Annotated in this window: 21 protein-coding genes; 6 read left to right on the top strand and 15 right to left on the bottom strand. The window is 49.6% G+C overall.

Annotation, left to right across the window (positions count from 1 at the left end; translation table 11 throughout):
• Positions 1-200: 200 nt before the first annotated feature.
• Positions 201-1946, bottom strand: coding sequence for a C4-dicarboxylic acid transporter DauA (dauA, locus tag J3L11_RS01625; RefSeq protein WP_207569815.1), 1746 nt, complete (start codon positions 1944-1946; stop codon positions 201-203).
• A 283-nt stretch (positions 1947-2229) separates the two neighbouring features.
• Here dauA and J3L11_RS01620 point away from each other — a divergent pair, with 283 nt between their 5' ends.
• Complete coding sequence (locus J3L11_RS01620; protein WP_207569814.1) at positions 2230-5502, top strand: S41 family peptidase; 3273 nt, start codon at positions 2230-2232, stop codon at positions 5500-5502.
• A 57-nt stretch (positions 5503-5559) separates the two neighbouring features.
• On the opposite strand, the gene tnpA (J3L11_RS01615) is transcribed toward J3L11_RS01620, so the two are convergent.
• From tnpA (J3L11_RS01615) to J3L11_RS01605, 3 genes are all read right to left on the bottom strand, one after another.
• Positions 5560-5994, bottom strand: coding sequence for an IS200/IS605 family transposase (gene tnpA / locus J3L11_RS01615; protein WP_189617548.1), 435 nt, complete (start codon positions 5992-5994; stop codon positions 5560-5562).
• A 164-nt stretch (positions 5995-6158) separates the two neighbouring features.
• A complete protein-coding gene (gene hemL / locus J3L11_RS01610) occupies positions 6159-7442 on the bottom strand; it encodes a glutamate-1-semialdehyde 2,1-aminomutase (protein ID WP_207569813.1) in 1284 nt (427 codons plus the stop codon).
• Positions 7443-7469: 27 nt separating this feature from the next.
• A complete protein-coding gene (locus J3L11_RS01605) occupies positions 7470-8489 on the bottom strand; it encodes an aspartate carbamoyltransferase (RefSeq protein ID WP_189617550.1) in 1020 nt (339 codons plus the stop codon).
• Positions 8490-8909: 420 nt separating this feature from the next.
• Between J3L11_RS01605 and clcA the strand changes: the two genes are divergently transcribed.
• From clcA to erpA, 3 genes are all read left to right on the top strand, one after another.
• The gene (clcA, locus tag J3L11_RS01600; RefSeq protein ID WP_133038013.1) at positions 8910-10403 is read left to right on the top strand and encodes a H(+)/Cl(-) exchange transporter ClcA; all 1494 of its coding nucleotides are present in this window, start codon (positions 8910-8912) and stop codon (positions 10401-10403) included.
• Between the two features lie 203 nt (positions 10404-10606).
• Positions 10607-11413 (top strand): DUF6776 family protein, encoded by an 807-nt coding sequence (locus J3L11_RS01595; RefSeq protein ID WP_189617551.1) that lies wholly within the window; start codon positions 10607-10609, stop codon positions 11411-11413.
• Positions 11406-11756: an iron-sulfur cluster insertion protein ErpA gene (gene erpA / locus J3L11_RS01590; protein WP_133038015.1), complete on the top strand. Its 351-nt coding sequence runs from the start codon at positions 11406-11408 to the stop codon at positions 11754-11756. The genes J3L11_RS01595 and erpA overlap by 8 nt, the downstream gene beginning before the upstream one ends.
• A gap of 67 nt (positions 11757-11823) precedes the next feature.
• Here erpA and J3L11_RS01585 read toward each other — a convergent pair whose 3' ends face one another.
• The 4 genes from J3L11_RS01585 to J3L11_RS01570 form a co-directional block, all read right to left on the bottom strand.
• Positions 11824-12237 carry a hypothetical protein gene (locus J3L11_RS01585; protein WP_207569812.1) on the bottom strand — a complete coding sequence of 138 codons (414 nt, stop codon included), beginning with the start codon at positions 12235-12237 and terminating at the stop codon, positions 11824-11826.
• A gap of 7 nt (positions 12238-12244) precedes the next feature.
• A complete protein-coding gene (locus J3L11_RS01580; protein WP_133038164.1) occupies positions 12245-12586 on the bottom strand; it encodes a DUF2750 domain-containing protein in 342 nt (113 codons plus the stop codon).
• A 110-nt stretch (positions 12587-12696) separates the two neighbouring features.
• The gene (locus J3L11_RS01575; protein WP_207569811.1) at positions 12697-13806 is read right to left on the bottom strand and encodes an anhydro-N-acetylmuramic acid kinase; all 1110 of its coding nucleotides are present in this window, start codon (positions 13804-13806) and stop codon (positions 12697-12699) included.
• A gap of 13 nt (positions 13807-13819) precedes the next feature.
• Positions 13820-15223, bottom strand: a complete 1404-nt coding sequence (locus tag J3L11_RS01570) for a peptidoglycan DD-metalloendopeptidase family protein (RefSeq protein ID WP_207569810.1) — start codon at positions 15221-15223, stop codon at positions 13820-13822.
• A 123-nt stretch (positions 15224-15346) separates the two neighbouring features.
• Here J3L11_RS01570 and tyrS point away from each other — a divergent pair, with 123 nt between their 5' ends.
• The gene (gene tyrS, locus J3L11_RS01565) at positions 15347-16546 is read left to right on the top strand and encodes a tyrosine--tRNA ligase (protein ID WP_207569809.1); all 1200 of its coding nucleotides are present in this window, start codon (positions 15347-15349) and stop codon (positions 16544-16546) included.
• A gap of 188 nt (positions 16547-16734) precedes the next feature.
• Positions 16735-17193, top strand: coding sequence for an IS200/IS605 family transposase (tnpA, locus tag J3L11_RS01560; RefSeq protein WP_207569808.1), 459 nt, complete (start codon positions 16735-16737; stop codon positions 17191-17193).
• 109 nt (positions 17194-17302) lie between these two features.
• Here tnpA (J3L11_RS01560) and J3L11_RS01555 read toward each other — a convergent pair whose 3' ends face one another.
• The 7 genes from J3L11_RS01555 to gltB all read right to left on the bottom strand — a co-directional run bounded on the left by J3L11_RS01555 (position 17303) and on the right by gltB (position 26655).
• Complete coding sequence (locus J3L11_RS01555) at positions 17303-17758, bottom strand: hypothetical protein (RefSeq protein WP_189617556.1); 456 nt, start codon at positions 17756-17758, stop codon at positions 17303-17305.
• 87 nt (positions 17759-17845) lie between these two features.
• Entirely contained in the window at positions 17846-18292 is a 447-nt protein-coding gene (locus tag J3L11_RS01550; RefSeq protein WP_133038021.1) for a nuclear transport factor 2 family protein, read from the bottom strand.
• A 247-nt stretch (positions 18293-18539) separates the two neighbouring features.
• Positions 18540-18920, bottom strand: a complete 381-nt coding sequence (locus J3L11_RS01545; protein ID WP_133038165.1) for a DUF2721 domain-containing protein — start codon at positions 18918-18920, stop codon at positions 18540-18542.
• Between the two features lie 61 nt (positions 18921-18981).
• Positions 18982-19968 (bottom strand): cobalamin biosynthesis protein, encoded by a 987-nt coding sequence (locus J3L11_RS01540; protein ID WP_207569807.1) that lies wholly within the window; start codon positions 19966-19968, stop codon positions 18982-18984.
• Between the two features lie 9 nt (positions 19969-19977).
• A complete protein-coding gene (locus J3L11_RS01535) occupies positions 19978-20670 on the bottom strand; it encodes a 5'-methylthioadenosine/adenosylhomocysteine nucleosidase (RefSeq protein WP_207569806.1) in 693 nt (230 codons plus the stop codon).
• 122 nt (positions 20671-20792) lie between these two features.
• On the bottom strand, positions 20793-22199 hold the full coding sequence (locus J3L11_RS01530) for an FAD-dependent oxidoreductase (protein WP_207569805.1): 1407 nt from the start codon (positions 22197-22199) through the stop codon (positions 20793-20795).
• A 7-nt stretch (positions 22200-22206) separates the two neighbouring features.
• Entirely contained in the window at positions 22207-26655 is a 4449-nt protein-coding gene (gene gltB / locus J3L11_RS01525) for a glutamate synthase large subunit (RefSeq protein WP_207569804.1), read from the bottom strand.
• Positions 26656-26792: the final 137 nt, after the last annotated feature.

Here is a 26792-nt window from a genome sequence, read left to right as displayed (position 1 = left end):
GCAGACGTAGGGTAACACAGACCCGGCGTCAGTCACTGACCGGGTAAAATAGTGGCGGCATAATAGCATGGCGAGGTGATTTTCGCTGCTCCGGTCACAGAAAATTCCGTTCTGTTAAAACGACTAAGACTGCCGGACATGATGTGCCTAGAAAATATAAAAGCCGCTAAGAAGCGGCTTTTTTGAGGACAAATCACGCATCACTCTTTGGATACGGGCAACTCTTCGTCCAGTAATTCCTTCATGGAAGGATAGAATTTGAGCACGCCCGGGATTGGCTGCACTTTGGCTTTGGCCAAGGTACGGATGGGCTGAAACTGCAGATCGCTGATCAATAGTCGGGTACCTTCATCACGGCATTTGCTGACCAGCTTGTTCAGTGCTGCCAAGCCCCCAGCATCAAGCATTGACACACCGTCAAGATTTAAGGCAATGACTTTTTTGTTCTGTGCCATTGCGGCAAGTTCGGCGAATATCCGCTCTGCGGCAGCAAAAAATAACGGCCCATTGATTTTCAGTACCGCCCAATCATCAGGCACGTTCTGCTCAAGGTAACGCTTATTGCCTACCAGGTCGTAAAGCCGGGTCATTTCAGCAATTTCTTTCATAAATAGCAGTGCTGCCAACATGATCCCAAAGGAAATGGCTACCACCATATCGAACAGTACCGTCAGTAATAAACAGCAGAAAAATACTAGGATGTCGCTACGCGGAGCGGCCTTCACCAAATGCACGGCTTTGGGCGCTTCACTCATGTTCCAAGCCACTACCATCAGCAATGCCGCCATTGCCGCCATTGGCAAGTAAGACAGCACTCCGGCCAGCACCACCAGCCCCAGCAAAACCACTATGGCGTGGATCATCGCCGATATCGGGCTGTAAGCACCAGAGCGTACATTAGCGGCACTGCGGGCAATTGCCGCAGTGGCGGTGATCCCACCAAACAGTGGTGCAACGATGTTACCAATGCCCTGGCCTAGGAGTTCACTGTTAGCGCTATGACGCTTACCTGTCATGCCGTCCAGCACTACGGCGCACAATAATGATTCAATAGCCCCCAACATGGCGATGGCAAAAGCTGACGGTGCTAACGTCCGAATGCTATCCCAACTCAGTCCTAACGGCGTACCATCTGGCCCTGGCCGTTGCCATGGCCATTCAAATCCTGGTAGAAAAGGCGGAATACCGTTGCCCTGAGAACCATCTGCCAGTAAGTAGTGAAAACGGCTGCCGATGGTTTCAACCTGCCAGCCGAATTGGGCAAACAGCAATGCCAGTAAACTTCCCACAATAATCGCCGGTAAGTGAGCGGGCAGTGGCAGCTTTAGTTTGGGCCACAACAACATCACCGCTAACGTTGCTACCGCAACACTCAAGCTGGGCAAGTGGGTTTGCGGCAGCGCTAATGCCAGCGTCTGTAACTTGCCGCCGATGTGTTCTGGCATTTCCGCAATCTGCAAACCGAAAAAATCTTTCAACTGCAAAATGGCAATGACGATACCGATACCACCGGTAAAACCCAGTGTCACCGACTGCGGAATGTATTGAATTAGCCGCCCAAGCCGTAGCAGCGCCATAATAATCAGGATGATGCCCGACATTGCCGTCGCCATCAGTAAGCCTGCCAGCCCGTATTGCTGGGCAATGGGGTAAAGTAATACCACAAACGCTGCTGTTGGACCGGAAATGGAGTAGCGTGAGCCGCCGCATAAAGCGATGACAAACCCGCCAACAATTGAGGTGTACAACCCATATTGCGGCGGCACACCACTGGCGATGGCTAGCGCCATGGCGAGGGGAATGGCGATGATGCCAACCGTTATACCGGCCACCAGATCCTGCAGCAGATTGCGGCCGTGGTAGCCTTCTTTAGTGATGACTTCTCGCAGGGCATAGCCCAGATGCAATGAAAATAACTGAGTACGAAAACTGGTTGAATTGGGCACTATACAAGCTCCTGCGGCTGAGGACTCAAAAAGCGAGCGGCATATTTTAGGGAGCTGCTGTGGGTTCAAATGTGATTTATATCACATATAAACTTTGTGTATAGCATTATTGCACTATAGTCTTAGCAACGTTTCAGTTGCTCATCTTGGGCGAATTTCTTCCGCTGGCAGTTGACACATTTGCTAAAACTTCTTCATTGATACGCAGCTGAATGTCGCTGTTTTCTCTGTTAATTTGGCAGTTGAACTAGCAATACTGCATATCGAATAACAAGAGGCATTCATGAAACTTCGTCATTCCGTCGCCTGCTGCATGCTGGCACTTGGCACGTTTGCTGGCAGCGTGCTTGCGGCGCCTGCGCCTGATGTGGGTTATTACCGCACGCCAGATCTTCACGGCAATACCTTGGTATTTACTGCTGAAGGGGATATCTGGACGCAACAACTAGGGGATAGCCATGCGAGTCGTTTGACTAGTCTTCCTGCTGAAGAACTTGATGGGAAAATCTCTCCGGACGGGCAGACGCTGGCATTCACGGCCAACTATGACGGGGTGCAAGAGGTTTATACCCTTCCTATGCATGGCGGCATTGCTAAAAGAGTAACCTTCGAAAATAGCCGGGTTAAGTTGCAGGGCTGGACACCCAAGGGTGAAGTGCTGTACGCCACCGATAATGCGCAAGGGCCTTCGAATTTCTGGGTGTTGCGGTCGGTCAATCCGCAAACGCTGACAACTCACGATATTCCGCTGGCAGATGCGGTGCAGGGGGCCGTGGACGCCAAGGGCGAATATGTCTATTTCGTGCGTTTTGGCCTGCAGGTAACGGGCGACAATGCCAAGGTTTATCGCGGTGGTGCAGCTGGTACTTTGTGGCGTTATCAACTTGGCAAGCAGCAAGAAGCCCAGCGGCTTTTGCCTGACCACCAAGGTTCAATCCGTTCACCTATGGTGTGGAATAACCGGGTGTATTTTGTGTCAGATGCCAGTGGTAATGCCAATATCTGGTCGATGTCTAGTGACGGTAGCGATGTTAAACAACTGACCGACTATAAAGACTTTGAGGTGCGCTCACCTGCGTTGGATCAAGGACGGATAGTGTTTCAGTTAGGTGCTGATATCCACATGGTGGATATTGCCAGTGGTAACGATAAGACGCTGTCGATTCATCTCGCCTCAGATTTTCCTGAGCGGCGCGAACATTGGGTCAATAATCCATTGAAATATATTGCCGATTTTAATCTTGCACCTGCTGGCAACAAGCTCGTGTTGACTGCGCGCAGTCATGTCGCCGTGGCGGGTACTGATGGTTCTCGCCTGATACAGTTGGCGACGGATGGCAGCTATCGCCTGCGCAATGCGGTAATGAGTAAAGACGGTAAGTGGATTTACGCTATCTCCGACGCTTCTGGTGAGCAAGAGATCTGGCGTTATGCCGCCGATGGCAGTGATGCTGCCAAACAACTCACCAAAGATGGTAATAACATGCGCATGAGTCTGGTGTTGTCACCGGACGGACGCTATCTGGCAAACGATGATTATCAAGGCAATCTGTGGTTGTTGGATCTTGAAAAAGGAGGCAATAGTAAAATTGTCAGTAACAACGAAGGGTTGGCACCTTATCAGGACATCGTTTGGTCACCAGATAGTCGTTATCTAGCCATTACTCGCAGTGTTCTGGGTAGTCCAAGGCCGCAAATCATGTTGTATGCGGTGGAAGATGGTAAATCTGCACTACTGACCAGCGATAAGTATGAATCGTTCTCGCCAGCCTTTAGTCGCGATGGCAAGTGGCTGTATTTCCTGTCAAATAGAGAATTTAACAGCACGCCTACTTCGCCGTGGGGCGATCGCAATATGGGCCCGGTATTTGATAAACGAGCCGATATTTTCGCACTGGCACTGGACCCGCATGCGGAATTTCCGTTCCGTCATCCGGACGAACTGAGTAGCAAAGAAACCGCTGACAGTCATTCAGATAAAGACCCGGTGCAGGTCAAAGTGGATTGGCAAGGTCTGGCACAGCGCCTGTGGCAGGTGCCAGTGCCGTCCGGCAATTACGGCTCATTACAGCTTAATGATAACGGGCTGTATCTAAAGCAATGGAGCCTTGACGGACGACAACAGGATGTGAAATTCATCAAATTCGACAACTTATCGCCGAAACTGGAAACCTTTGCTGACGATGTCAAAGGGTATCAGTTGTCCGAAGATGGCAAGAAGATATTCCTGTTCAAAGGCACAGGAAATGGGCAGATGTTGATTGTGGATGCCGGTGAGAAAATCAGTAAAGATCTGGATCACGCCAAAGTACTGCTCGATGGCTGGCAACTGGCGATTAATCCCCAACTGGAATGGCGGCAGATGTTTGATGATGCTTGGCTGATGCACCGTGAATCGTTCTTTGATAAGAAGATGCGTGGTGTGGACTGGCAGGCAACCAAGGCCAAATATCAGCCATTGTTGGCAAGAGTGACCGACCGCCATGAACTCGCGGATATTTTCACCCAGATGATGGGAGAACTAGACGCTTTGCATTCTCAGGTGCGCGGGGGCGATTTTGCAACCGATCCTCAAGCCCCTGAACCGGCAGCACTGGGAGCCAGATTGACACAGACCAAGGATGGCGTAGTCATCAGCCATATCTATCGTAACGATCCAGAGCTGCCGCAACAGGCTTCGCCGTTGGCACAACCTGGGGTTGATGTTACTGATGGCGATATTATTACCCATTTCAATGGCCGCAAGATCGCTAATCTGGCTGATATCACCGCGTTACTGCGTAATCAGGCAGACAAGCAGGTGTTGCTGCAGATACAAAGGGGTAAGCAGAGTCACAAAATCGTGGTTAAACCGGTCAGCCTCAATGATGATAACCAACTGCGCTATCTGGATTGGGTATATCACAATGCGGCTAAGGTAAGTGATGCCAGCCAGGGGAAGATTGGCTATCTGCACTTGTATGCCATGGGGGCTGAGGACATCAACAACTTTGCCCGTGAATTCTATGCAAACTATGATAAACAGGGGTTAATTATCGATGTTCGCCGTAATCGCGGCGGCAATATCGACAGCTGGATTATTGAAAAACTGTTGCGCAAAGCTTGGGCATTCTGGCAACCCACCCATGGTACACCGAACGCTAATATGCAACAGACTTTCCGTGGTCATCTGGTGGTACTGACAGATCAACTGACCTATTCCGATGGCGAAACCTTCTCGGCAGGTATTAAGGCGCTTGGCATTGCTCCGTTGATAGGTAAACGCACCGCAGGGGCTGGGGTCTGGCTGTCGGGGCGAAACCGCCTGACCGATGGCGGTATGGCTCGGGTCGCTGAATATCCACAATATGCAATGGATGGTCGCTGGATCGTGGAAGGGCGCGGTGTCAGCCCAGATATTGAAGTGGATAACCTGCCATTTGCAACGTTCCAAGGACAGGATGCGCAGTTGCAGAAAGCATTAGTGTACCTGCAGGATAAGCTGAAGTCTGATCCTGTACCGCCGCTGCAAGGTGTCATGCCTGCTCGTGGTGAAGCGTTACCCGTGCGTCCGTAGTAAAAAACCACCTTCTGAAGAAGGTGGCTTTGTGATTACCCCCTAAAAGGGGGCCTTCTATACAAGAGCAAGCTCAGCTTGCTCTTGTTTTTCGACTCTTTCTTGATGGCGGACATACCTGCGAATTATTTCTTCATTAATACCAACAGAATCTACGAAATAACCCCTTTGCCAGAAGTGATTTCCCCACATTTTGTTCTTTCGCAAATATGGAAATTTGCTGAATAGCTTCAGCGCCACCTTCCCCTTTAATGCACCCATCAAGTTTGATATCGATAGTTTCGGTGGAACTTTGACCACTAAATGCACATGATCCACTTGAACATTTAATTCCATCACTATGCAGCCTAACTGCTGACAATATATGTGAATACAACGATAGACTTCCTTGCCCACGTTATTCTTTAGTATCCGAAATCGGTACTTCGGAGTCCAAACTATGTGATATTGACATCGCCAAAATACATGCGACGCTTGTTCGTATCTACTCATGTTATTTGCCTCTTTGACTTCGCTAAAAATCGAGGAAGCATTTAGCATGAGTAGATATACGGGCAAAGCCCTTTCATGAATGATAACCACCTACTGAAGTAGGTGGTTTTGGGCTGACAATAAAAACGGGGCACATGGCCCCGTTGTTTTAGCTGTGAACTGAATTACTTCATTTTGGCAAATACTTTGTCGGCAGCGGCAAGCGTGGCGGCAATCTCTTGCTCGCCGTGAGCCATTGACAAGAAACCTGCTTCAAAAGCGCTTGGTGCCAGATAAACGCCTTCATCCAGCATGCCGTGATAGAACACTTTGAACTGCTCGACATTGCATTGGGTGACTTGGGCAAAGTTGGTCACTTCTGGTGCATCGGTGAAGAACAGACCAAACATGCCACCCACGTAATTCACCGCCATTGCGATGCCGTGTTTGGCGGCTGCGGCTTTAATGCCTTCTGCAACCCGTTTGGTTTTCTCTGCCAGTGCTTCGTAAATCCCAGGTTCACATAGTGCTTCCAATTGTGCCAAGCCAGCACTCATGGCAATTGGGTTCCCCGAAAGGGTGCCTGCTTGGTATACCGGCCCAGTTGGCGCAACATATTGCATCACATCCTTACGGCCACCAAACGCACCGACTGGCATACCGCCACCAATCACTTTACCCAAAGTGGTGAGATCGGGTGTCACACCATAATAACCTTGGGCGCCACCTTTGGACACGCGGAAACCGGTCATCACTTCATCAATGATTAACAGCGCTTGGTAGTCATCACAAATCGCCCGCAATCCTTGCAGGAAGCCAGGCTGAGGCGGTACACAGTTCATGTTACCGGCAACGGGCTCCACGATAATACAGGCGATTTCATTTGGATATTGTTCGAACAAAGCTTTCACTGAATCGAGATTATTGTACTCAGCCGTTAGCGTATGCTTGGCAAAGTCCTCTGGGATCCCTGGAGAACTTGGCTGGCCCATGGTCAGAGCACCGGAACCGGCTTTTACCAGCAGACAATCGGCATGACCGTGGTAGCAGCCTTCAAATTTGAGAATTTTGTCGCGCTTGGTGAAGCCACGTGCCAAGCGGATAGCGCTCATGGTGGCTTCCGTACCTGAGCTCACCATACGAACTTGCTCAATGGAGGGCACCATCGCTTTAACTTTCAGCGCCATTTTTACTTCGAGGGCAGTTGGTGCGCCGAAAGACAGGCCATTAGCGACGGCATTCAATACGGCTTCACGGATTTTGGGATGATTGTGACCCAGGATCATCGGTCCCCATGAACCCACATAATCCACATAAGCCTTGCCATCGGCGTCATAGATATACGCGCCATCGGCTTTGTCGATAAACAGTGGGGTGCCGCCCACACCGTTGAAGGCGCGCACCGGTGAGTTAACACCGCCGGGAATAGTTTGCTTGGCCTGTTCAAACAGGTCTTCAGAACGGGTCATATCATTTCCTTACAGTTGATAGCCGACTTATCTGTCGGCTTTACGTGAATACCAGTTGACCGGACACTCGTATTGTTCCAGTTGATGAGCCACACCGAGTGTCAGGGCGAACAGTGCCATACGGATCAACAAGCCATTATCCGCCTGGCGGAAAATAGCCAAGTAAGGATGGTTGTTGAGATCGTTATCCAACTCATTGGCCTGCGCGCGGGAATCCCGTGGCAGTGGATGCATGATAACGGTATTGGACTTACAGTTTTTGGTGTAGATGGCACTGTTCAAACGAAATTTGCCACGATACTTATCCGCTTCTTCCTGAGAGGGGAAGCGTTCTTCCTGGATCCGTGTCAGATACAGAATATCAGCATCATGTAAATTACCTTCCAATTGATCGGTAATTGTGACGCGATGGCCAGCATTTTCAATGTCGGCGATCACAGAGTCTGGCATCGCCAGCTCTTTTGGTGAAATCAGGGTAAAACTGATGTTTTTGTACATGCACAACAGGCGCGACAGTGAATGCACTGTACGGCCGAATTTCAGATCGCCCACCATCGCGATGTGCATACCATCAATGGTCATCCCATTGCTGTTAAGCTCTTTTTTTATGGTGAACAGATCTAACAGCGCTTGCGTTGGGTGTTCGTTGGAACCATCACCGCCGTTAATCACCGGCACCCGCGAGCCTTCGGCAAATTCTTTTACTGAAAATGATTGTGGGTGACGCATGGCGATAACATCGGAATAGCTGGACAGTACTCGGGCGGTATCATATAGCGATTCACCCTTCGACAGGGATGAGTTGGCCATGCCAACCGTTTCTGCTACTCGGCCACCTAACAGGTCGAAGGCGCAGCCAAAGCTGACGCGGGTACGAGTACTGGGCTCAAAAAACAGGTTACCTAAAATGGCACCGTCAAGCACACGAGTACGTTTTTCCCGTAATGCGTAGGGGGTCATACGCTTGGCAACATCAAAAATGGTTTGAATGGCGTCCAGATCTAACTGGTTTACAGACAGGATGTGAGATCCCTGGAATTGGTTCATCAGCCTTGTTTCCGTGTAGGGTGTGCCTTTGTGGCACAGTGGTTGTAGGGTGTTTGGCTGAGGCGAAACTATAACAGATGCCCCTAATCATTAAAATGATCTGTCTCGGAAAATTACCGAAAGTTGTCTTGGGTAACACCTAGTGAACGATGTTGAATTTCAAATTTAGCTCTTTCAGTTAAAAATGGCATATGGCAATAAAAACAAATAGCTAGCAATACCTAAACGATAGTTTGCGCTGTTTAACAGGTAATATTTTGCGGTAATCACGTCCGGTATGTTGCCTGCACCACAGAACGCTAATGCAATTGCATAAAAAAATGGAGAATTGCCAGTGTATGCCTTAGCATTAGCCAGCCGCTCATATACGGTGACGGCCTAGTTTTCGGCAAATTGACTAACAGCTAAGTACCCAAACACATGCCTAAGTTTCCAGATTTTCACTTCCACCCGGGGACCCAACTCAGACTGCGTTTAAGTTCTAACTATTTTACAACGCACCCGGATTATCTGGTGTTACTGGCGTTGTCTGCGTTAGTAGGCGCGATTGCCGGCCTGATCGTGTCAATGTTCGAAATTGCTATCCATTTCATGACAGATTACCGTATTCACTACTTCGATGAGCTGGGATTGCCTGCGTGGATAACTGCGATTTTGGTGATTATTACAGGGGCGGTAGTGGCTGCATTGGGTTTTTGGCTAACAGCCCGCATTGCACCTGAGACCGCAGGCAGTGGTATTCCACATGTTGAAGGTGCCTTGGATGGTTTACATGACATTCGCTGGTGGCGAGTGTTGCCGGTTAAATTTATTGCCGGGGTTTGTACTATCAGCTCTGGAATGGTATTGGGGCGGGAAGGGCCGTCGGTGCAGATTGGTGGTGCAGTTGGCCGCATGTGTGCCGAGGCGGCAAAGCGCTTTCAGTATGCACCGCATGTGTTAACCGCGTCTGGCGCGGCTGCCGGATTAGCGGCGGCTTTTAATGCACCATTAGCAGGCATTCTGTTTATCGTTGAGGAGATGCGGCCGCAGTTCCGCTATAACTTTACCTCGTTTAAATGTATTACGCTGGCGACACTCATGGCCACCATTGTGCTGCGCTATTTCCGCGGTCAAGAGGCGGTAATGGACATTCCCACGTTCAAAGTGCCGCCACTGGCCTCATTATGGTTGTTTGTGGTGCTAGGAATAGTTTTCGGCATTGTTGGCATCTATTTTAACCGCTGGATTTTGCGGGCAACGGCGGCCTTCAAAAAGTATCACCACAACCGTTTGCTTAAGGTGACCTTGACCGGCGCGTTGTTCGGTGGTGTGTTTGCTTTTTTCCAACTCTATGTTCCAGATATTTCCGGGGGTGGTATCGCGCTGATTACGGATTTTGTGCGTGAACCGATGGCCTGGGCGATTCTGGTGTTGTTGTTTGCGCTGCGGATGCTGGCAACTATCAGCTGCTTTGCTTCAGGCGCTCCAGGTGGCGTTTTTGCCCCTATGCTGGCGTTGGGTACTTTATTGGGGCTGGCGTATGGTATTGTTGCTGCAGGATTATTTCCTGACTTAGTCGCTGAACCTGGCATTTACGCGGTGGCAGGTATGGGCGCGCTATTTGCTGCCACGGTACGCGCTCCGGTGACAGGCATTGTACTGGTGGTAGAAATGACGGATAACTACCAGTTGATTCTGCCGTTACTGGCAACCTGTTTAGGCGCCACTTTTATTGCACAAGCACTGGGTGGCAGTCCTTTATATTCGGCCCTGTTACAACAGTCACTGGCGGCTAAGGCGGCCGAGGCCAACGCCGCTGCTACCGTCGATGCCGAGCAGAGCAATGCGGGTGAGGTACCTGCAGATGTTGCGGCTGATGCTACCGCTGCAACTGCTGGTGGCGAAGATGAAAAGCCCGCAACTTCAGCGTAATCAGCAGGACTTGATAAAGAACTGAACAAGTGCTCTCGCATGAGTTGCTAATACGCGCCGATGGTGGCATAACTCCGTAACATCCCTTTGAGGTGCTCCGTAATTAAGGCGGAACACTTTTTAAGTTTTGACGCCAGCCGTCGCATTTAGCGATGGTGACGGGGTTCCCCACACTCACGATTGCCTATAGGGGCCACAAGATAATGGCAAAATATCACCGTTGGCTATTTCGGCTGCAGCTACTGGAGCGAAATATCCGACCATCATCTGTGTATTTACTGGCACTGCTACTGATTGCGTTTGCCGTTGGGGCGTTATCCCTGTCGCTGTGGCAAGATAATAGTCCCACTTCAAATAAATCTAATATTATTAAGATCAATCAATTAAGAGCTGAATTGACTGGACAGTCACAAATATTGGCCAGTCGTAACCTTGAATTACAGTTGGCAAAAGAGTCCAATAAACAGATGCAGGAGATGTTTGCCAAGCAACATCAGAAGCAGCAGGAGTTGGAGCGAGAGCTGACGTTTTACCGCAGTATCATGGCGCCAGAGAACAATGTTGATGGCGTGGCGATTAACGGTATGGAGTTACAAGCAGGGCATAAAGCCGGGAGTTACCGTCTGCGGCTTGTCCTGACTCAACTACAGAAACGTAAGCAGCCGCTGAAGGGCAATGCCGAGGTAACGTTACAAGGGCTTAAAGCGGGTAAAGAAACCAACATCAGCTTGGAGTCTTTGATAGGTAAAGGCAAACTTAATTTTAACTTTAAGTATTTCCAGGTTGTTGAAACCGAATTTGTGCTTCCAGATGCCTTCGAGCTGCAGCGGATCTCGGCTAAAGTGATTGTGCCTGCTAGCCGTTGGAGCAAAGGCGGTGAAACCGAACAAAGTTATAGTGTGCCTGAATTACTGACTGGAGAAAAAGACTCCGGCATAATACTTGAACAAGAAGGTCAGGTATTAGATAATTCGCCACAGCAATCAGATGTAAGAGGTAGTAATGACTGAACAAGCTGAATCAGCAATGCCCATCCGTTTTACTGATGCGGCGGCTGCAAAAGTAAAAGCTTTGCTGGAAGAAGAACAAAACAGTGCGCTTAAACTGCGGGTTTATGTGACTGGTGGCGGCTGTTCAGGATTTCAGTACGGCTTCACCTTCGACGAAAAAATTAACGATGGTGATTTAACCGTAGAAAAGCAGGGCGTACAACTGATAGTTGACCCAATGAGTCTGCAATATCTGGTCGGTGGCGAAGTGGATTACACTTCCGGGCTGGAAGGCTCTCGCTTCTTTGTTAAAAACCCTAATGCTAAAACCACCTGTGGTTGTGGTGCCAGTTTTTCTGTTTGACCCAGACACCACGAAAAAACCGTCCAGATGGACGGTTTTTTTATCTCTTTTTCAAGTTCAACCTTTGCTACTGCATAATATTGAAGTTGATATCTCGACAGAAAAAGCGACTGACCTTAGCGCTGAACACCAGCCACAGTTGTAGCATGGTCAGTGCGATCAATAATCCCATACTTAGCCAGCCAGGAACGCTATCTAGGTAATGCCACAGTTGGCTTTGTTGGAGTTGCTGTTGCAGTTGTGGGTTAATCTCAAGCAGATATGGCAGCAATGTGCTACCTGTTAGGCCGACAATAGCGTAACCCCGCAACAACCACAATCCCGCCTTATGACGTGCCGTGATGGCGAGTAACATCATTAAGGTTAATAGCGACAGGATAACTCCACGACCATAAAGCAGCCCACTTAGTGCCAGTATTGCGTATACCAGCATCAGCGCTAATAAGCGTTTCGGTAGGGGACTTTGGGTGGGCGCAGTCATCAAAAACTCAGTGTGACTTTTTAGGCGAAAGGGTTTCGTCGAACTCGTAAGGTGACACTACCACTCCCAGATCGTCAACCAGCGGGAATACGGCAACCAGCAAGTCATCGTCGGCCATCCCAGGAGTCCAACGTTCCTGCCAGTCCCATAGGCTAACAGACAACGGTTGACAATCCTGCCAATCTTCCTGGGCCCACTCTCTAGCGGCTTCTTCGCTCGGCCAAACCGGAATACAGTCTTCGTCCTCAGTGGTCAGCATTACGCAGCCATTATCGTCATGTAACACCCATAACTCTTTTTTCTCACGGACTTGCTCAATCATATAGTCAAAGCGTTTGTCCGGTGACATTTTAGGTGTTTTTTTCGTGGATGTTTCAGCTTTCACTGCATTCGGTCCTGTCAACTGTTGAGGCGGCGCATGCTACCACTGTGGTGTAAGATGATAAAGCCTCTGCCATATTATTTTGCTGGAAATCTAGCACCCAGCACCGCTTCTCTGGATGCGCCAGTGACCGCTGGCAGGTTGGCCGGTAAACCTTCAACATGGCGTAATGCCAGCCAAGCAAAGGCAATGCCTTCGACCCATTTGGGATCTACGCCCAGCGCGGCGGTTGACAGTAAATAGTGTTGCGGTAATAGCGCCGCCAGCCGTTGCATCAGTGTTTTATTCAGGGCGCCACCGCCGCAGACGTAAACCTCACCACTGGTGCATAGTTTGCGAATGTCATTGGCAATGCTATGGCAGCTTAAATCTAGTAGTGTTGACTGGATATCCTCTTCACTCAATTGTCCAAACTCTGACAACTGTTGTTCCAGCCACGCCTGGTTGAACAGCTCGCGCCCGGTACTTTTGGGATAGGCCTGTGAGAAATAGGGATGAGACAGTAGTTGTTGCAATAATCCTTGGTGGGTGGTGCCGTTGGCGGCCCATAGACCATCGCGGTCGAATGGTTGCTGTTTCACCTGTTGGATCCAGGCATCGATTAGTGTGTTGCCGGGACCGGTATCAAATCCTAGCACTTGGCGGCTGTCTCCCGGCAGATAAGTCACATTACCTATACCACCAATGTTGAGGATCACTCGCGTAACGCCAGCTTCGGCAAAAACCTGTTGATGGAATGCGGGAACAAGTGGGGCACCTTGTCCTCCCAGCGCGATATCTTTGCGGCGAAAGTCGGCAATAACATCGATGCCGGTTTCCGCTGCAATAGTATTGGGATCGCCTATTTGCAAAGTAAAACCGACCTCTAAATTGGGCATGTGTCTGACGGTCTGACCGTGGCTGCCAACTGCGATAATCTCAGAGGCCGGAATCTGTGCTTTTGCTAGCAGTTGAGTAACTGCTTGCGCAAATATTTTCCCAACCGTGCGGTCCAGGCGACCCAGGCGATTAATTTCATCGTTGCCGGGTTGGCACAACCGCTGTAGCCCTTTATACAGATGCTCGGGATAATCCTCTGTATGGTGGGCCACCAGTTTAGGTTGGTTTCCCGAAAAATCCACCAGTGCAGCATCTACGCCATCCATGCTGGTGCCTGACATCAGTCCGATGTAATAAGCGGTTTTCATGTGCATATTTCCGTTATTGTCTGGCAATTCTGATCTGTTGATTATGGGCTATGGTTGCCATGAGCTGATTACTGATAGCCATAAATTTAGCTTTTTCTTTGGTGGCGATAGGCAAAGCCTTCGGCAAGTCAACGGTGCGTGGATTGCGGTGGGTGCCGTTGACGATAAATTCATAATGCAGATGGGCGCCGGTTACCCGGCCTGTGCGCCCTAACGTCCCGATAATTTGCCCTTGTTTGATGTTATCGCCGCGTTTGACTTTGCGTTTGTTTAAATGCAGATACTTAGTGGTATAGGTGTCATTGTGTTTGATGAACACATAATTACCATTGTACTGGTTGTAACTGGCTTCAATCACTTTGCCGTCACCGGCAGCTTTTATGGGGGTACCAATGGCGGCTACATAATCTACGCCCCGGTGGGGTCGCACCAATCCGGTAACCGGATGCAGACGCTTGGGGTTAAAGTTAGAGCTCACATACTTAAAGTCGACCGGTGAGCGCAAGAAGGCTTTACGCATGCTGCGGCCATCCGCTGAATAATAGTTACCATCGGAATAACGCACGGCAGTATAACGCTGGCCTTGGTTGATGAATTCTGCCGCCATAATATTACCGTTGCGTAAAAACTGACCATCGGCATATTCCTGTTCATAGACTAGGGCAAAGCTGTCGCCAGCACGCAGATCCAATGCAAAATCCACATCCCAGCCAAAGATGGTTGCCAATTGCATGATCTGCGCCGGGGTCAGTCCAGCATCTACCCCAGCGTTCCAGAAATTACTTTTGATTTCGGCACTGACAAACTGCTGCCGGTTTTCCACATCTTTGTTGGTCACTTTGGCTTGATAACCCTCACCATTCTTTAAAATGATCAGGGTAGAGATAGCATCTATCTGGTAGCGCAGTTCCTGCAATGCGCCACTGCTATCTTTACCAATGATGATCTCTTCACCCGGCATGATTTTGATTAAGTTCTGTTTTGCCAGCGGCAGTTGGGTAATGTCATAGACTTCTCGCGCACTTAGTTGTGCTCGGTTAAACACTGCAGCCAGCGTGTCGCCTTGCTTGATATCAAAATGTTCCAGCTCGGCCATTGCACTGGGTTCTGTATCGGTTTTCGGCTCCAACGCCTGTTGGGTTTCGTCGGTGATTTCTTCTGTGATGGCTTCGGCTGCGGCTTCAGACTCCTCTGGCACGCCACTCTCAGACGTTTCTACCGCTGCTGGTGCCGCTGGCGTACGGAATGCCAGTGGCACCTCGTAGCGGATATTGCTGTTAGTCGCAGGTGTTTGGCGCGAAGCCGAGGCATCATCAACGGGAAATATCAGGACGATAAAAGCGAAGACAACGAGAATACAGAGCAGAATCTGGTGTTTTTTCGGCAGTAGTTGGAACAGCGTTATAAGTTTTGCCATTGACCCCGGTACCAAATCGTCAAACTTGGGCATTGCGCACCAGTTTACACACTTTAAATTAGGCTGGCTAACAAGTAACATAAGTCTCTTTGATTTTGAAGTGCCTTGGGAGTTGTTGGCAAAATGGCTGATTTAGCGCAGGTAATGGCGGAGATTAAACGCGGTACTGACGAAATTCTGCTGGAATCTGATCTGGTTGAAAAACTGCAAGAAGGGCGTCCGCTGAAGATTAAACTCGGTGCTGACCCAACCGCACCCGATATTCATCTGGGACACACAGTAATCCTGAATAAGCTGCGCACTTTCCAGGAACTTGGTCATGAGGTGATTTTCCTCATCGGTGATTTCACCGGTATGGTGGGGGATCCGAGTGGTAAAAATAGTACTCGACCACCGCTGACGCGGGAACAGGTATTGGCCAATGCCGAAACCTATAAAGAGCAGGTGTACAAAATCCTTGACCCGGCGAAAACCCGGATTGTGTTTAATTCTAGTTGGCTGGAGCAACTCGGCGCGGCAGGGATGATCCGCTTAGCATCACGGCAGACTGTTGCGCGGATGATGGAACGGGATGACTTTAAAAAGCGCTATGCCTCGGGCCAATCAATTGCTATCCATGAATTTATGTACCCCTTGTTGCAGGGCTATGACTCTGTCGCGCTGCATGCCGATGTGGAATTGGGTGGCACCGATCAGAAGTTTAATCTGCTGATGGGCCGTGAACTGCAAAAGGCTGAAGGGCAAAAGCCACAAGCCGTCATTATGATGCCGTTGCTGGAAGGGCTGGATGGCGTTAAGAAAATGTCCAAGTCTGCGGGTAACTATATCGGTGTTAGCGAAGCCCCTGATGAGATGTTCGGTAAACTGATGTCTATCTCTGATGAACTGATGTGGCGTTATTTTGAGTTGTTGTCATTCCGTCCTTTGGGCGAAATCGAACAGTTTAAGACAGATGTGAGCAACGGTGCTAATCCTCGTGATATCAAGATCTTGTTGGCAAAAGAGATCATTGCCCGTTTCCATAGTGAGACCGCTGCCGAGGCCGCACATCAGGCATTTATCGACCGTTTCCAAAAAGGTGCCTTGCCGGAGGATATCGAAGAGATCACTGTGACTGCCGGGGCTGAAGGTGTTGCGGTGGCTAATCTGCTGAAAGATGCCGGGCTGGTGGCGTCTACATCTGAAGCCCTGCGCATGATTAAGCAAGGCGCGGTGAAGATGGATGGTGAGCGGTTGGATGATGGCAAACAACACTTTGCGGCTGGTGTGACTGCCGTATTTCAGGTGGGTAAGCGCAAGTTTGCCAAGGTCACCGTGGTTTAACGATAATGTTTTGCGATCACAAAGGGCCATCTGGCCCTTTGTTTTTTGTAGCAGTGAAAACCCCCAGCTAGGCTGGGGGTTCCGTTAAGCTTTCAGCTATGAGTCAGTTATAAAACCCCTTTCAATTTGTTAAAACGACTTGCGGTCTGGCAACTGCAAGGGTTAAACAAAATTGAAAGGGGGTCCCAATGGAGGACGAAAAGAGCTTAGCGCACACGCGATGGAACTGTAAATATCACATAGTATTTGCTCCAAAATACCGAAGGCAGGCGTTTTATGGAGAAAAACGAAGGTCAGTTGGTGGAATATTAAGAAAGCTATGTGAATGGAAAAGTGTGAATATTCTGGAAGCGGAGTGCTGTATAGATCATATCCATATGCTTGTTGAAATACCGACGAAAATGAGCGTTTCAGGTTTTATGGGGTATCTGAAAGGTAAGAGTAGCCTGATGCTTTACGAGCAGTTTGGAGACTTGAAGTTCAAATATCGAAATCGAGAGTTTTGGTGCCGAGGGTATTATGTAGATACGGTAGGAAAAAATACTTCGAAAATACAAAGCTATATAAAACACCAGTTAGAGCAGGATAAATTGGGAGAACAACTCTCAATACCGTATGCAGGAAGCCCGTTTACGGGCCGTAAGTAATCGCTTTATGCAAATGTCAGATCGCGATGCGCCTGCTAGGGCGCTGCTGGTAGGAGAGCCTTATAGGCGCATATGAAAAACCTCCGGCTATGCCGGAGGATATTTTTTTCTAGGGTTCTGTCGAGTCAATCGCATTGGCTTTACAGTGCTTGGTGCTAAAAAAATCATCTTTACTGCAACGCCAACTCAAGCGGGCTTTATGCAGTTCCCAATTACCGGCTTTTTTGTCCAACGCTAAGATCAATAACAGCTGTGGATGACCAAGTTTAGGCGGCCTGACACTGTAGGTGATGACTTGTCCTTGATACTCTTTTGATTTCACCAGTTCGAAACTAGCGCCTGCATATTGTTGGCTGATGAGCTTGGGGTCGTGACTCCAGGCAACCTGCTGTTGCTGCGCTTGCGCCAAGGTCTTGTTGAAATGATTGACAGGTTGTGTTGCGTAAGAAAGCACCATCGGCGCTTCTGGTAATGCCTGATGAGCGATTGTTTCCAACGTGGCGGCCGCCTTACCACAGTATAGTAGCAACAAACCTAAGATTACGCCGGTTAAAAAACGCCCCATGAACACCTCTTTCATACAACGCGAGCTATTTAGCTAGTCTCTCCTGTCTAATGGGACTGCTGTTGAATGAAAGAGTTCCTTCAGCGCTTACTGAACTGCTAGTTGGTCCGCCATCGTCTGATAGTCAATGAAATCTTGATGTTTGATTACCCGGTGATTCAACATATCCAGATTGAGGGTAGTGACGCCAGGGATAGCGATATCGATAATTTTCCCGGGTTTACCGAATTGCTCTCCCGGGCCTTTGAAGTGATAGTTACCTATCATGACCACTAATGACCCCGAGTTGAACATATGCTCGATGTTGAATTCGTATTCCAGTACGCCACGATGTGCCCGTTCTAGAAATTCAATGATATGGCGAGAGCCGGTGTAACTGCGGCCTGCTGTGACATCAATAAAAACACTGTCACGGTTGTAAAAGGTTTCCAGCTTCTGATAATCGTGATTGGTGTAGGCGTCGATATAGCTCATGGCCATCTGTTGTTCTCGCGGCATTTCACTGTTATCCGCCAACAAAGGGAAAGCTATCATGACTAAAATCAACCACAGATAACGCAAACTATTTTTCTCTTCCGGACAATTGTTGATACAAAACGCTGCGACTTAGATACCGTTGCGGATAGTGTCGTCCGGACTGTATAAAAAATACCATCAGCAGAAATCCGGAGGGTTCTGGCATAATGCCTTGTGCTCTAGAGCGAATCAACCCTCAGGGCGCAGGGAAATGTCAGCAACGGTCAATCTTGGGTAAAACGGCGGCAACACTGCGTTGCAATGTTTAAATATCATCCATTTGTTGCAAATGGATGTTAAGTGCATCCACTGAAATACGAATTTCCAGCACGGATAGAACCAATGAATACAACAGAAGCAGCAGACTGCCACCAAAAACCAGCGAACCAGCCTGATTGAACCCCAGATAAATCAGTATCATACATAGCACGCATAAGGCGAAACTGGAAACACCAGCTTCCTGCATGCGTCTGATGATCACAATCCGCCGTCGCAGATTTTTCAGTTGTTCACTGGCTACTGGCTTTTCCGCTGCGCTGAGGCTGCGGATCAGTGCTGCCAGCGAGAAAAAACGGTTGGTATATGCCAGCAGCAGCAGCGAAATCGCCGGGAATAACAGCGCTGGAGTGGTCAGCGATATAGACATTTGTTCCAGCACGATATCTCTCCTGAATTCCATAAAACGACAAACGTATTATATGAAGCTTTTAATGGGCGTGAAACCAGCGTAGAACTACCCAAATCACAGGAATGGCACAGAGCAAAATTAACCAGAAGGCCATTGCGGCTTTTACCAGGCTACGAGCGCGGTCAATATCAGCCGCTAACGGCAAGCTACCAAAACGATAACGGTTGCTATTGATCTTGTTGCCTGTGTATTTTTGTGGTCCTCCCAGCTCAATATGCAGCATCGCTGCGCTTAAAGCATATAGTTGCTGGTAGCTGTTAAGTTCAGGGTTCTGCACAACAGGGAAGCGTTTAAACAGCCAGGGTAAGCCTCCGTTAATCGCCAAAGAGAATCGCCATAGCCATGAGGGTAGCCAGAACAACATCTGATTAGCCCAACTTAATGGTTGACTGAAATAACGGTAGCGGGGGGCTTGTGGCCACCAGCGTTGCTGTAGTTGCCACAGCATGGCGAGCAGCAAACAAACCGGAGCACCAAATAATATATAAGCCAGCAAACTTGCCAGCAGTCGATAAGCGGGCATCGTCACCAGCGTTTCAATGGTGGTTTTGGCAATACCCGTTTCAGACAACTCCTCGGTATCACGGGCGACCCAAGACGACAACCGACTTCTGGCGAGCACCTTGTCTTGTGCTTTTAAAGACTGGCTGATCTCGGCCGCAACGCCAACAAAGCGCAGATCCTGCAGACAAAAATAGAGGATCAGCATTTCAAAAAACCACGGATATACCGCCAGATATAACAGCAGTGAGCTAATTACCCAAAAGGGTAATATCAGTAGCAGTAATGCTAATATCCCCGCCAGTGCCTGTTGGTTGGCCGCACGGTTGGTATGCAGCACTTTCGCCGCAAGCGCATTTGCTAGTTCTCCCAACCACAGTAATGGCTGCAAATGCGCTGGCAGTGGCAGCAGTTTTATCGCCAGTAATGGCACCAGCATTGTGGCGAAATAGCGCAGTAATTCGCCATCTTCAGTCAGCAACTTATTGATAAAGGTCGCCAGCATCAGTTTGGCTCAGAGGTGATGTAACATGCCAATCACCATCAACGCCGAATGCTTGCCCGCTTTTACGAGGTAAGCATCAAAGTCGACTGGTGAATTGTTGTTGGCATTGTCAGACAGTGAACGGATCACCACAAAGGGCACCTTAAACTGATGGCACACCTGCGCAACTGCAGCGCCTTCCATTTCGCATGCGGCCATTTGCGGGAAATGCTGACGCATGATAGAGGTGCGCTCAGGATCGCAGATAAAACTATCTCCCGTGCAGATCTGACCGGTAACCGCTTGCACTTCACCTAAGCCGACGACGGCCTGTTTGGCGGCAGCAACCAGCTTGGTATCCGCGATAAAGGCCGCAGGTTGTTGTGCCATTTGACCCATTTCATAACCAAAGGCAGTGACATCAACATCGTGATAACGCAGTTCGTTGGAAATGACGATGTCACCGATATTCAGTTCATCCACAAAACCACCAGCGGAACCGGTGTTGATAACCGCAGCAACGGCAAATTTTTCGATGAGCAGGCTGGTTGCCACCGCTGCGGCTACTTTGCCAATTCCTGAGCGAGTGATAACGACGTCCTTACCCGCCAGTCGGCCACTGACAAATTCCACCGCACCGAGGGTGACAGTGTGTGGACTCTGCAGTTCGGCAATCAGGTGTGCAACTTCCGGCTCCATCGCGCCGATGATCCCAATCTTCATGGATAAACCTTTATTAATTCAGATAGAAAAACGGCTCAATATACCATAGTGAATGGCGGCCACAAAAAAATGCGCATCGCGGTAATGCGGATGCGCAATAGGGAGAAAAATAGGCCTTGTTGCTAATCGAAGAAGTTGAGTATACCTCGTGCGGCTTCACGGCCTTCGGCGATGGCGGTAACCACCAAATCTGAGCCACGCACCATATCGCCACCAGCAAACACCTTCGGATTGCTGGTTTGAAATGGGGTGTCACTGTCTTTGGGGGCTTTAACCCGTTGCCACTGATCGACTTCAATGCCGTAATCGGCAAACCAGCTAGCCGGGCTGGGCTGAAATCCAAAGGCGATGATCACCGCATCGGCTGGCAATAACTGTTCACTGCCAGCAATGGGTTCGGCACGGCGACGTCCACTACTGTCGGCAGCGCCCATCTGGGTCTCCACACATTCAATGCCAACGACCTTACCGTCGTCGGTTTTAATGGCTGTCGGTTGCCGATTAAATAGAAACTCTACACCCTCTTCTCGGGCGTTTTTCACTTCGCGACGTGAGCCGGGCATATTTGCTTCGTCACGACGATAAGCACAGGTAACTGATGCCGCACCCTGACGGATGGCGGTACGCACACAGTCCATGGCGGTATCGCCGCCGCCAAGCACCACGACCTTCTGCCCCTGCAGATTGATGTATGGTTGCTGCGGATCGGTTTCACCTAACAATTTTTTCGTGTTGGCGATGAGATAGGGCAGTGCTTGAATAACACCGTGAGCATCTTCTCCCGGCAGACCTGAAGTCATGGCACTGTAGGTTCCCATTCCTAGGAATACCGCATCGTATTCATCCAGTAATTCGTTGAACGCTACGTCTTTGCCAACTTCAGTGCCAAGCCGGAATTCGATTCCCATGCCTTCCATCACTTTACGGCGGGTTTCCATGACAGATTTGTCCAGCTTGAAGGCAGGGATACCATAAGTGAGCAAACCGCCAATTTGCTGATAGCGGTCGTAAACCACCGCTTTTACGCCGTTACGGGCCAAGATATCGGCACAGCCAAGGCCAGCGGGACCGGCACCAATAATCGCTACCCGCTCTTTGCGTGCGATCACTTGGCTCATGTCGGGACGCCATCCCTGAGCAATCGCGGTATCGGTAATATATTTTTCAACATTACCGATAGTGACCGCACCATATTCAGCATTGAGGGTGCAGGAACCTTCGCAGAGTCTATCCTGCGGACATACCCGGCCACAAACTTCCGGCAAGGTATTGGTCTCATGCACTAGCTCTGCCGCTTCCATAATCCGCCCCTGTTTGGCGAGATCTAGCCAGTTAGGAATGTAATTATGCAACGGGCAGCGCCATTCACAGTATGGGTTGCCACAATCCAGACAGCGGTCTGCTTGTTGGCTGACTTGCTGCTGAGTAAAGGGCTGGTAAATCTCGATAAACTGTGTCTTTCGCAGAGCTGTTGGCTGCTTGTCAGGATCGACACGGTCTACTTCAATAAACTGAAAGTTGTTACTCATTGACTCATTACCCCGCTTTAACTGCTAGTTCAGGGCTGGGCAAATTTGCTTTAAGCAGATCTGCCGCTGCAATATTTTTGGGTTTGACCAGCACAAAACAATCCAGCCAGTTCTCAAAGTCATGCAGAATGGCTTTGGCATGTTCACTGCCAGTTTCGGCCACATGGTCTTCAATCAGACTTTTGAGGTGCTGTTGATGGATGGGAGCGTCAACTTTTAATAACTCAACCATCTCTTTGTTAACGCGCCGACCAAAGCGGCCAAACTGGTCAAAGACATAGGCGAAGCCGCCGGTCATCCCCGCGCCGAAGTTGACGCCAGTAGTTCCCAACACGACCACTATGCCGCCAGTCATATATTCACAGCCGTTGTCGCCCACGCCTTCAACTACCGCCAACGCACCGGAATTGCGCACCGCAAAACGCTCACCCGCACGGCCAGCAGCATATAACTTACCACCAGTGGCGCCGTACAAGCAGGTGTTGCCAATGATGGCGCTGCGCTCAGATTTAAACGGACTGCCGTATGGTGGATAGATACTGAGCTTGCCACCCGACATCCCTTTGCCCACATAATCATTGGCATCGCCACAAAGTGATAGTTCCAGCCCAGGGCTGTTCCAGACGCCAAAACTCTGACCTGCACTGCCATTAAAACGGATTTGTAGCGGCTGCGGACAACCTTTGAGGCCCCATTTACCGGCAATGTAGCCAGATAAGGCTGCTCCCACGGAACGGTCAGTGTTGTTAATTGTGAAACAAGCATCAAAGCCGTCACCTTTATCCACCAACTCGCTACATTTCGTCAGTAATTCCTGATTAAGCAAACCTTGGTCAGCGGGCTCGTTCAGTTCTCGCCAGGTGAGAGCGGTTGTGGCACGTACTTCAGGACGGTAGAGAATTGGTGATAAATCTAACCCCTGTTGTTTATCAGTATCACCCGCTAACAGTTGCAACCATTCAGTATGGCCTACCAGATCTTCAAAGCGGGACACACCCAGTTTGGCCATCCATTCCCGAACTTCTTCTGCGACAAACTGGAAGTAAGTCATGACGCGTTCCGGTAAACCGTGGAAGTGTTTGTCGCGTAACTTCTGATCCTGAGTCGCTACGCCAGTTGCGCAGTTATTGAGGTGGCAAATACGCAGATAACGGCAGCCAAGTGCAATCATCGGTACCGTGCCAAAACCAAAGCTTTCAGCCCCCAGCAGTGCGGCTTTAATCACATCTGTGCCGGTTTTGAGCCCACCATCCACCTGCAGGCGGATTTTGTGTCGCAGCCCATTCTGTACCAATGACTGATGTACTTCCGATAACCCCAGTTCCCAGGGACTGCCGGCATATTTAACTGATGTCAGCGGACTAGCGCCTGTGCCACCGTCGTATCCGGCAACCGTGATCATATCGGCGTAAGCCTTGGCAACCCCGGTAGCAATGGTACCGATGCCCGGTTCAGATACCAGTTTTACGGAGATCATTGCTTTGGGGTTGATCTGTTTCAGATCGAAAATCAGCTGTGCCAAATCTTCAATTGAGTAGATGTCATGATGTGGTGGCGGTGAAATCAGCGTTACCCCAGGGCGTGAATAGCGCAAAGTGGCAATTTCCACGCTGACTTTATGTCCAGGTAACTGACCGCCTTCCCCTGGTTTTGCCCCTTGCGCAACTTTGATCTGTAAGACATCGGCATTGATCAAATAGTGGGCGGTAACACCAAAACGGCCAGATGCAATCTGCTTAATGGCGGAGTTACGTTCAGTATTAAAGCGGCGTGGGTCTTCACCACCTTCCCCTGAGTTAGAACGGCCTCCCAAACGGTTCATGGCGATTGCCAATGCTTCGTGAGCTTCAGGACTCAGTGCTCCGATACTCATTGCTGCGGTGTCAAACCGTTGATAAAGATTTTTATCGGGTTCGACCTCGGCTAATGTCAGCGATGGTTTATCTCCTTGGATGCGCATCAGGTCGCGAAAGGTGGTCACCGGTCGCTCATCGACCAATTTGGCAAACTGCTTGTACAATCCGTAATCTTGCTGATTTAACGCTGTCTGCAGGGTATTCACTACATCCGGATTGAATGCGTGGTATTCGCCGCCTTCCACATACTTCAGTAAGCCGCCCTGAGCCACAGGTTGGTGTGCTCTGAAGGCTGCTTGAGTACGTTGTTTAACATCGGCTTCAATCCCCGCAAAGCCTACCCCTTGGATACGACTAACCACACCTTTAAAGCACTGTTCAATCACTTCATCGGCTAGACCAATGGCTTCGAACAACTGGCTGCAACGGTATGAGGCAACGGTGGATATGCCCATTTTGGAGATAATCTTGCGCAGCCCTTTTTCGATGCCATAGCGATAGTTGAGCATGGCGGTCACAATCTCATCTTGCTGATGTTGCTTCGCCAACTGTGCAATGGTTTCGTATACCAGATAGGGGTAAATGGCTGTAGCGCCAAATCCGAGCAATACTGCAAAATGGTGCGGGTCACGGACGCTGCCGGTTTCTACGATAATATTAGTATCGCAGCGCAAGCTTTTGCTGACCAACATCTGCTGTACTGAACCTACCGCCATTGCCATAGGGATAATCAGCGTTTCTTTGGCGATATTACGATCTGACAGCACCACCAGTGTCGTCCCGCTACGTGCCAGTTTCTCGGCCTCGTCGGTGATACGTTTTATTGCGTTGTGTAGCCCTTCATCGGGATTGTATGCCAGATCTATGATGCTGGCTCGGTAGTAGGTGCTGTCAAGCCCAAGCAACTGATGGAAATCGCTATAGAGCAACACTGGCGAGTTAAACATTACCCGGTAAGCATGCCCAGTGGTCTCATTGAACAGGTTCTGTTCTTTACCGATGCAGGTCGCCAGTGACATCACATGTTTTTCCCGCAAGGGGTCGATAGGTGGGTTAGTGACCTGCGCAAATTTCTGGCGGAAATAGTCGTAGAGTGTGCGCTGTTTACGCGATAGCACCGCCATCGGCGTGTCATCGCCCATGGAGCCAATGGCTTCTTCTCCTTTACTGGCGAGCACCCAGATAATCTGTTCCATCTCTTCGCGGGTGTAACCAAACATCTTTTGGTATTTGAGCAGGGTCTGCTCATCAAATTCACTAACCCCAAGCTGCGCTACCGGAAGTTCCTCGGCTGGCACTAACGTGCGGCTGTTTTTGGCCATCCATTCTTTGTAGGGATGACGGCGTTTCAGGTCATTATCAATCTCAAATGACTGATAAAGACGGCCGCGAACTGTGTCCAGAACCAGTAATTCTCCCGGACCGACTCGACCTTTTTCGATGACTTCGTCTGGGGCGTAGTCCCAAATTCCTACTTCTGACGCCAATGTCAGGATGCGGTCCTTAGTAATGATGTAGCGAGATGGGCGCAGGCCGTTACGGTCCACCGCGCAGGCCGCGTGACGGCCATCGGTCATAACAATACCGGCAGGGCCATCCCAAGGTTCCATATGCATGGAGTTAAAGTCATAGAAGGCTTTCAACTCTTCATCCATTTCCGGGTTGCTTTGCCAAGCTGGTGGGATCAATAAGCGCATTGCACGATAGAGATCCATACCACCTGCAAGCAGCATTTCCAGCATATTGTCTAGCGATGACGAATCTGAGCCTGTTTCGTTCACAAATGGCGCCGCCTGCTGTAGATCCGGCAATAACGGGGAATTGAATTTGTAAGCACGTGCTCGCGCCCATTGGCGGTTACCGGTAATGGTGTTGATTTCACCATTGTGGGCAAGGAAGCGAAAAGGTTGCGCCAGTGGCCATTTGGGGGACGTATTGGTGGAAAAACGTTGGTGAAATAGACAGATGGCACTTTGTAAGCGCATGTCTGCCAGGTCCGAATAGAAAGTCGGCAAGTCGGCTGGCATCATCAGACCTTTGTAAACGATAACCTGAGCCGACAAACTGGCAACATAAAAATCTTTGTCATCAAGTAGTTGTTTTTCAAGACGCCGTCGCGCCATATACAAGCGACGTTCCACATCTTCAATGCGCCAGCCGACTGGGGCATTTACCAACACCTGCCATATCTGTGGCACGCTGGCTTTACCTATCTCACCGAGAACGTCACCATTAACTGGTACTTTTCGCCAGCCAGCAATACTGAGCGTTTCTCTTTCAAGTTCCTTTTCAGTCAGATATTTGGCAGTTGCAGCCTGCTCTTCGTCCTGACTTAGAAACAACATTCCCACCGCAAACTTGCGGCTGAGATGCCAGCCTTCCTCGGCAGCAACGGCTTCAAAAAAACTGACGGGCATTTGCATAAGCAAACCACAACCATCGCCGGTGCGCCCATCCGCGGCGATCCCTCCTCGATGTTTCATTCGGTCAAGACCATGAATGGCTGTACGCACAATGCGGTGGCTGGCTTCACCATCCATCTGCGCGATCAGACCGAATCCACAGTTTTCCCGCTCGAAACTGGGATGATACAAACTCATACAAACCCCCAACTAAACACCCACATACTGCGCTATAGCAACAATGTTCTATAGATATGCACCCGAACGAACCAAATTATCCTGAGACTCTTCAAAGGTCAAACCAAAAAATTGCATATATAGAATTAAAATAACGG

Source organism: Shewanella sp. 4t3-1-2LB, from assembly GCF_017368415.1.
Taxonomy (GTDB): domain Bacteria; phylum Pseudomonadota; class Gammaproteobacteria; order Enterobacterales; family Shewanellaceae; genus Shewanella; species Shewanella fodinae.
This window is presented reverse-complemented; position numbering and strand designations above follow the sequence as displayed.

Bases quoted from the DNA above. Each gene is read 5' to 3' on its own strand.
- J3L11_RS01620 (WP_207569814.1), top strand. From the start codon at position 2,230: ATGAAACTTCGTCATTCCGTCGCCTGCTGCATGCTGGCACTTGGCACG.
- tnpA (WP_189617548.1), bottom strand. From the start codon at position 5,994: ATGAGTAGATACGAACAAGCGTCGCATGTATTTTGGCGATGTCAATAT.
- hemL (WP_207569813.1), bottom strand. From the start codon at position 7,442: ATGACCCGTTCTGAAGACCTGTTTGAACAGGCCAAGCAAACTATTCCC.
- J3L11_RS01605 (WP_189617550.1), bottom strand. From the start codon at position 8,489: ATGAACCAATTCCAGGGATCTCACATCCTGTCTGTAAACCAGTTAGAT.
- clcA (WP_133038013.1), top strand. From the start codon at position 8,910: ATGCCTAAGTTTCCAGATTTTCACTTCCACCCGGGGACCCAACTCAGA.
- J3L11_RS01595 (WP_189617551.1), top strand. From the start codon at position 10,607: ATGGCAAAATATCACCGTTGGCTATTTCGGCTGCAGCTACTGGAGCGA.
- erpA (WP_133038015.1), top strand. From the start codon at position 11,406: ATGACTGAACAAGCTGAATCAGCAATGCCCATCCGTTTTACTGATGCG.
- J3L11_RS01585 (WP_207569812.1), bottom strand. From the start codon at position 12,237: ATGACTGCGCCCACCCAAAGTCCCCTACCGAAACGCTTATTAGCGCTG.
- J3L11_RS01580 (WP_133038164.1), bottom strand. From the start codon at position 12,586: ATGTCACCGGACAAACGCTTTGACTATATGATTGAGCAAGTCCGTGAG.
- J3L11_RS01575 (WP_207569811.1), bottom strand. From the start codon at position 13,806: ATGAAAACCGCTTATTACATCGGACTGATGTCAGGCACCAGCATGGAT.
- J3L11_RS01570 (WP_207569810.1), bottom strand. From the start codon at position 15,223: ATGGCAAAACTTATAACGCTGTTCCAACTACTGCCGAAAAAACACCAG.
- tyrS (WP_207569809.1), top strand. From the start codon at position 15,347: ATGGCTGATTTAGCGCAGGTAATGGCGGAGATTAAACGCGGTACTGAC.
- tnpA (WP_207569808.1), top strand. From the start codon at position 16,735: ATGGAGGACGAAAAGAGCTTAGCGCACACGCGATGGAACTGTAAATAT.
- J3L11_RS01555 (WP_189617556.1), bottom strand. From the start codon at position 17,758: ATGGGGCGTTTTTTAACCGGCGTAATCTTAGGTTTGTTGCTACTATAC.
- J3L11_RS01550 (WP_133038021.1), bottom strand. From the start codon at position 18,292: ATGATAGCTTTCCCTTTGTTGGCGGATAACAGTGAAATGCCGCGAGAA.
- J3L11_RS01545 (WP_133038165.1), bottom strand. From the start codon at position 18,920: ATGTCTATATCGCTGACCACTCCAGCGCTGTTATTCCCGGCGATTTCG.
- J3L11_RS01540 (WP_207569807.1), bottom strand. From the start codon at position 19,968: ATGCTGGCGACCTTTATCAATAAGTTGCTGACTGAAGATGGCGAATTA.
- J3L11_RS01535 (WP_207569806.1), bottom strand. From the start codon at position 20,670: ATGAAGATTGGGATCATCGGCGCGATGGAGCCGGAAGTTGCACACCTG.
- J3L11_RS01530 (WP_207569805.1), bottom strand. From the start codon at position 22,199: ATGAGTAACAACTTTCAGTTTATTGAAGTAGACCGTGTCGATCCTGAC.
- gltB (WP_207569804.1), bottom strand. From the start codon at position 26,655: ATGAGTTTGTATCATCCCAGTTTCGAGCGGGAAAACTGTGGATTCGGT.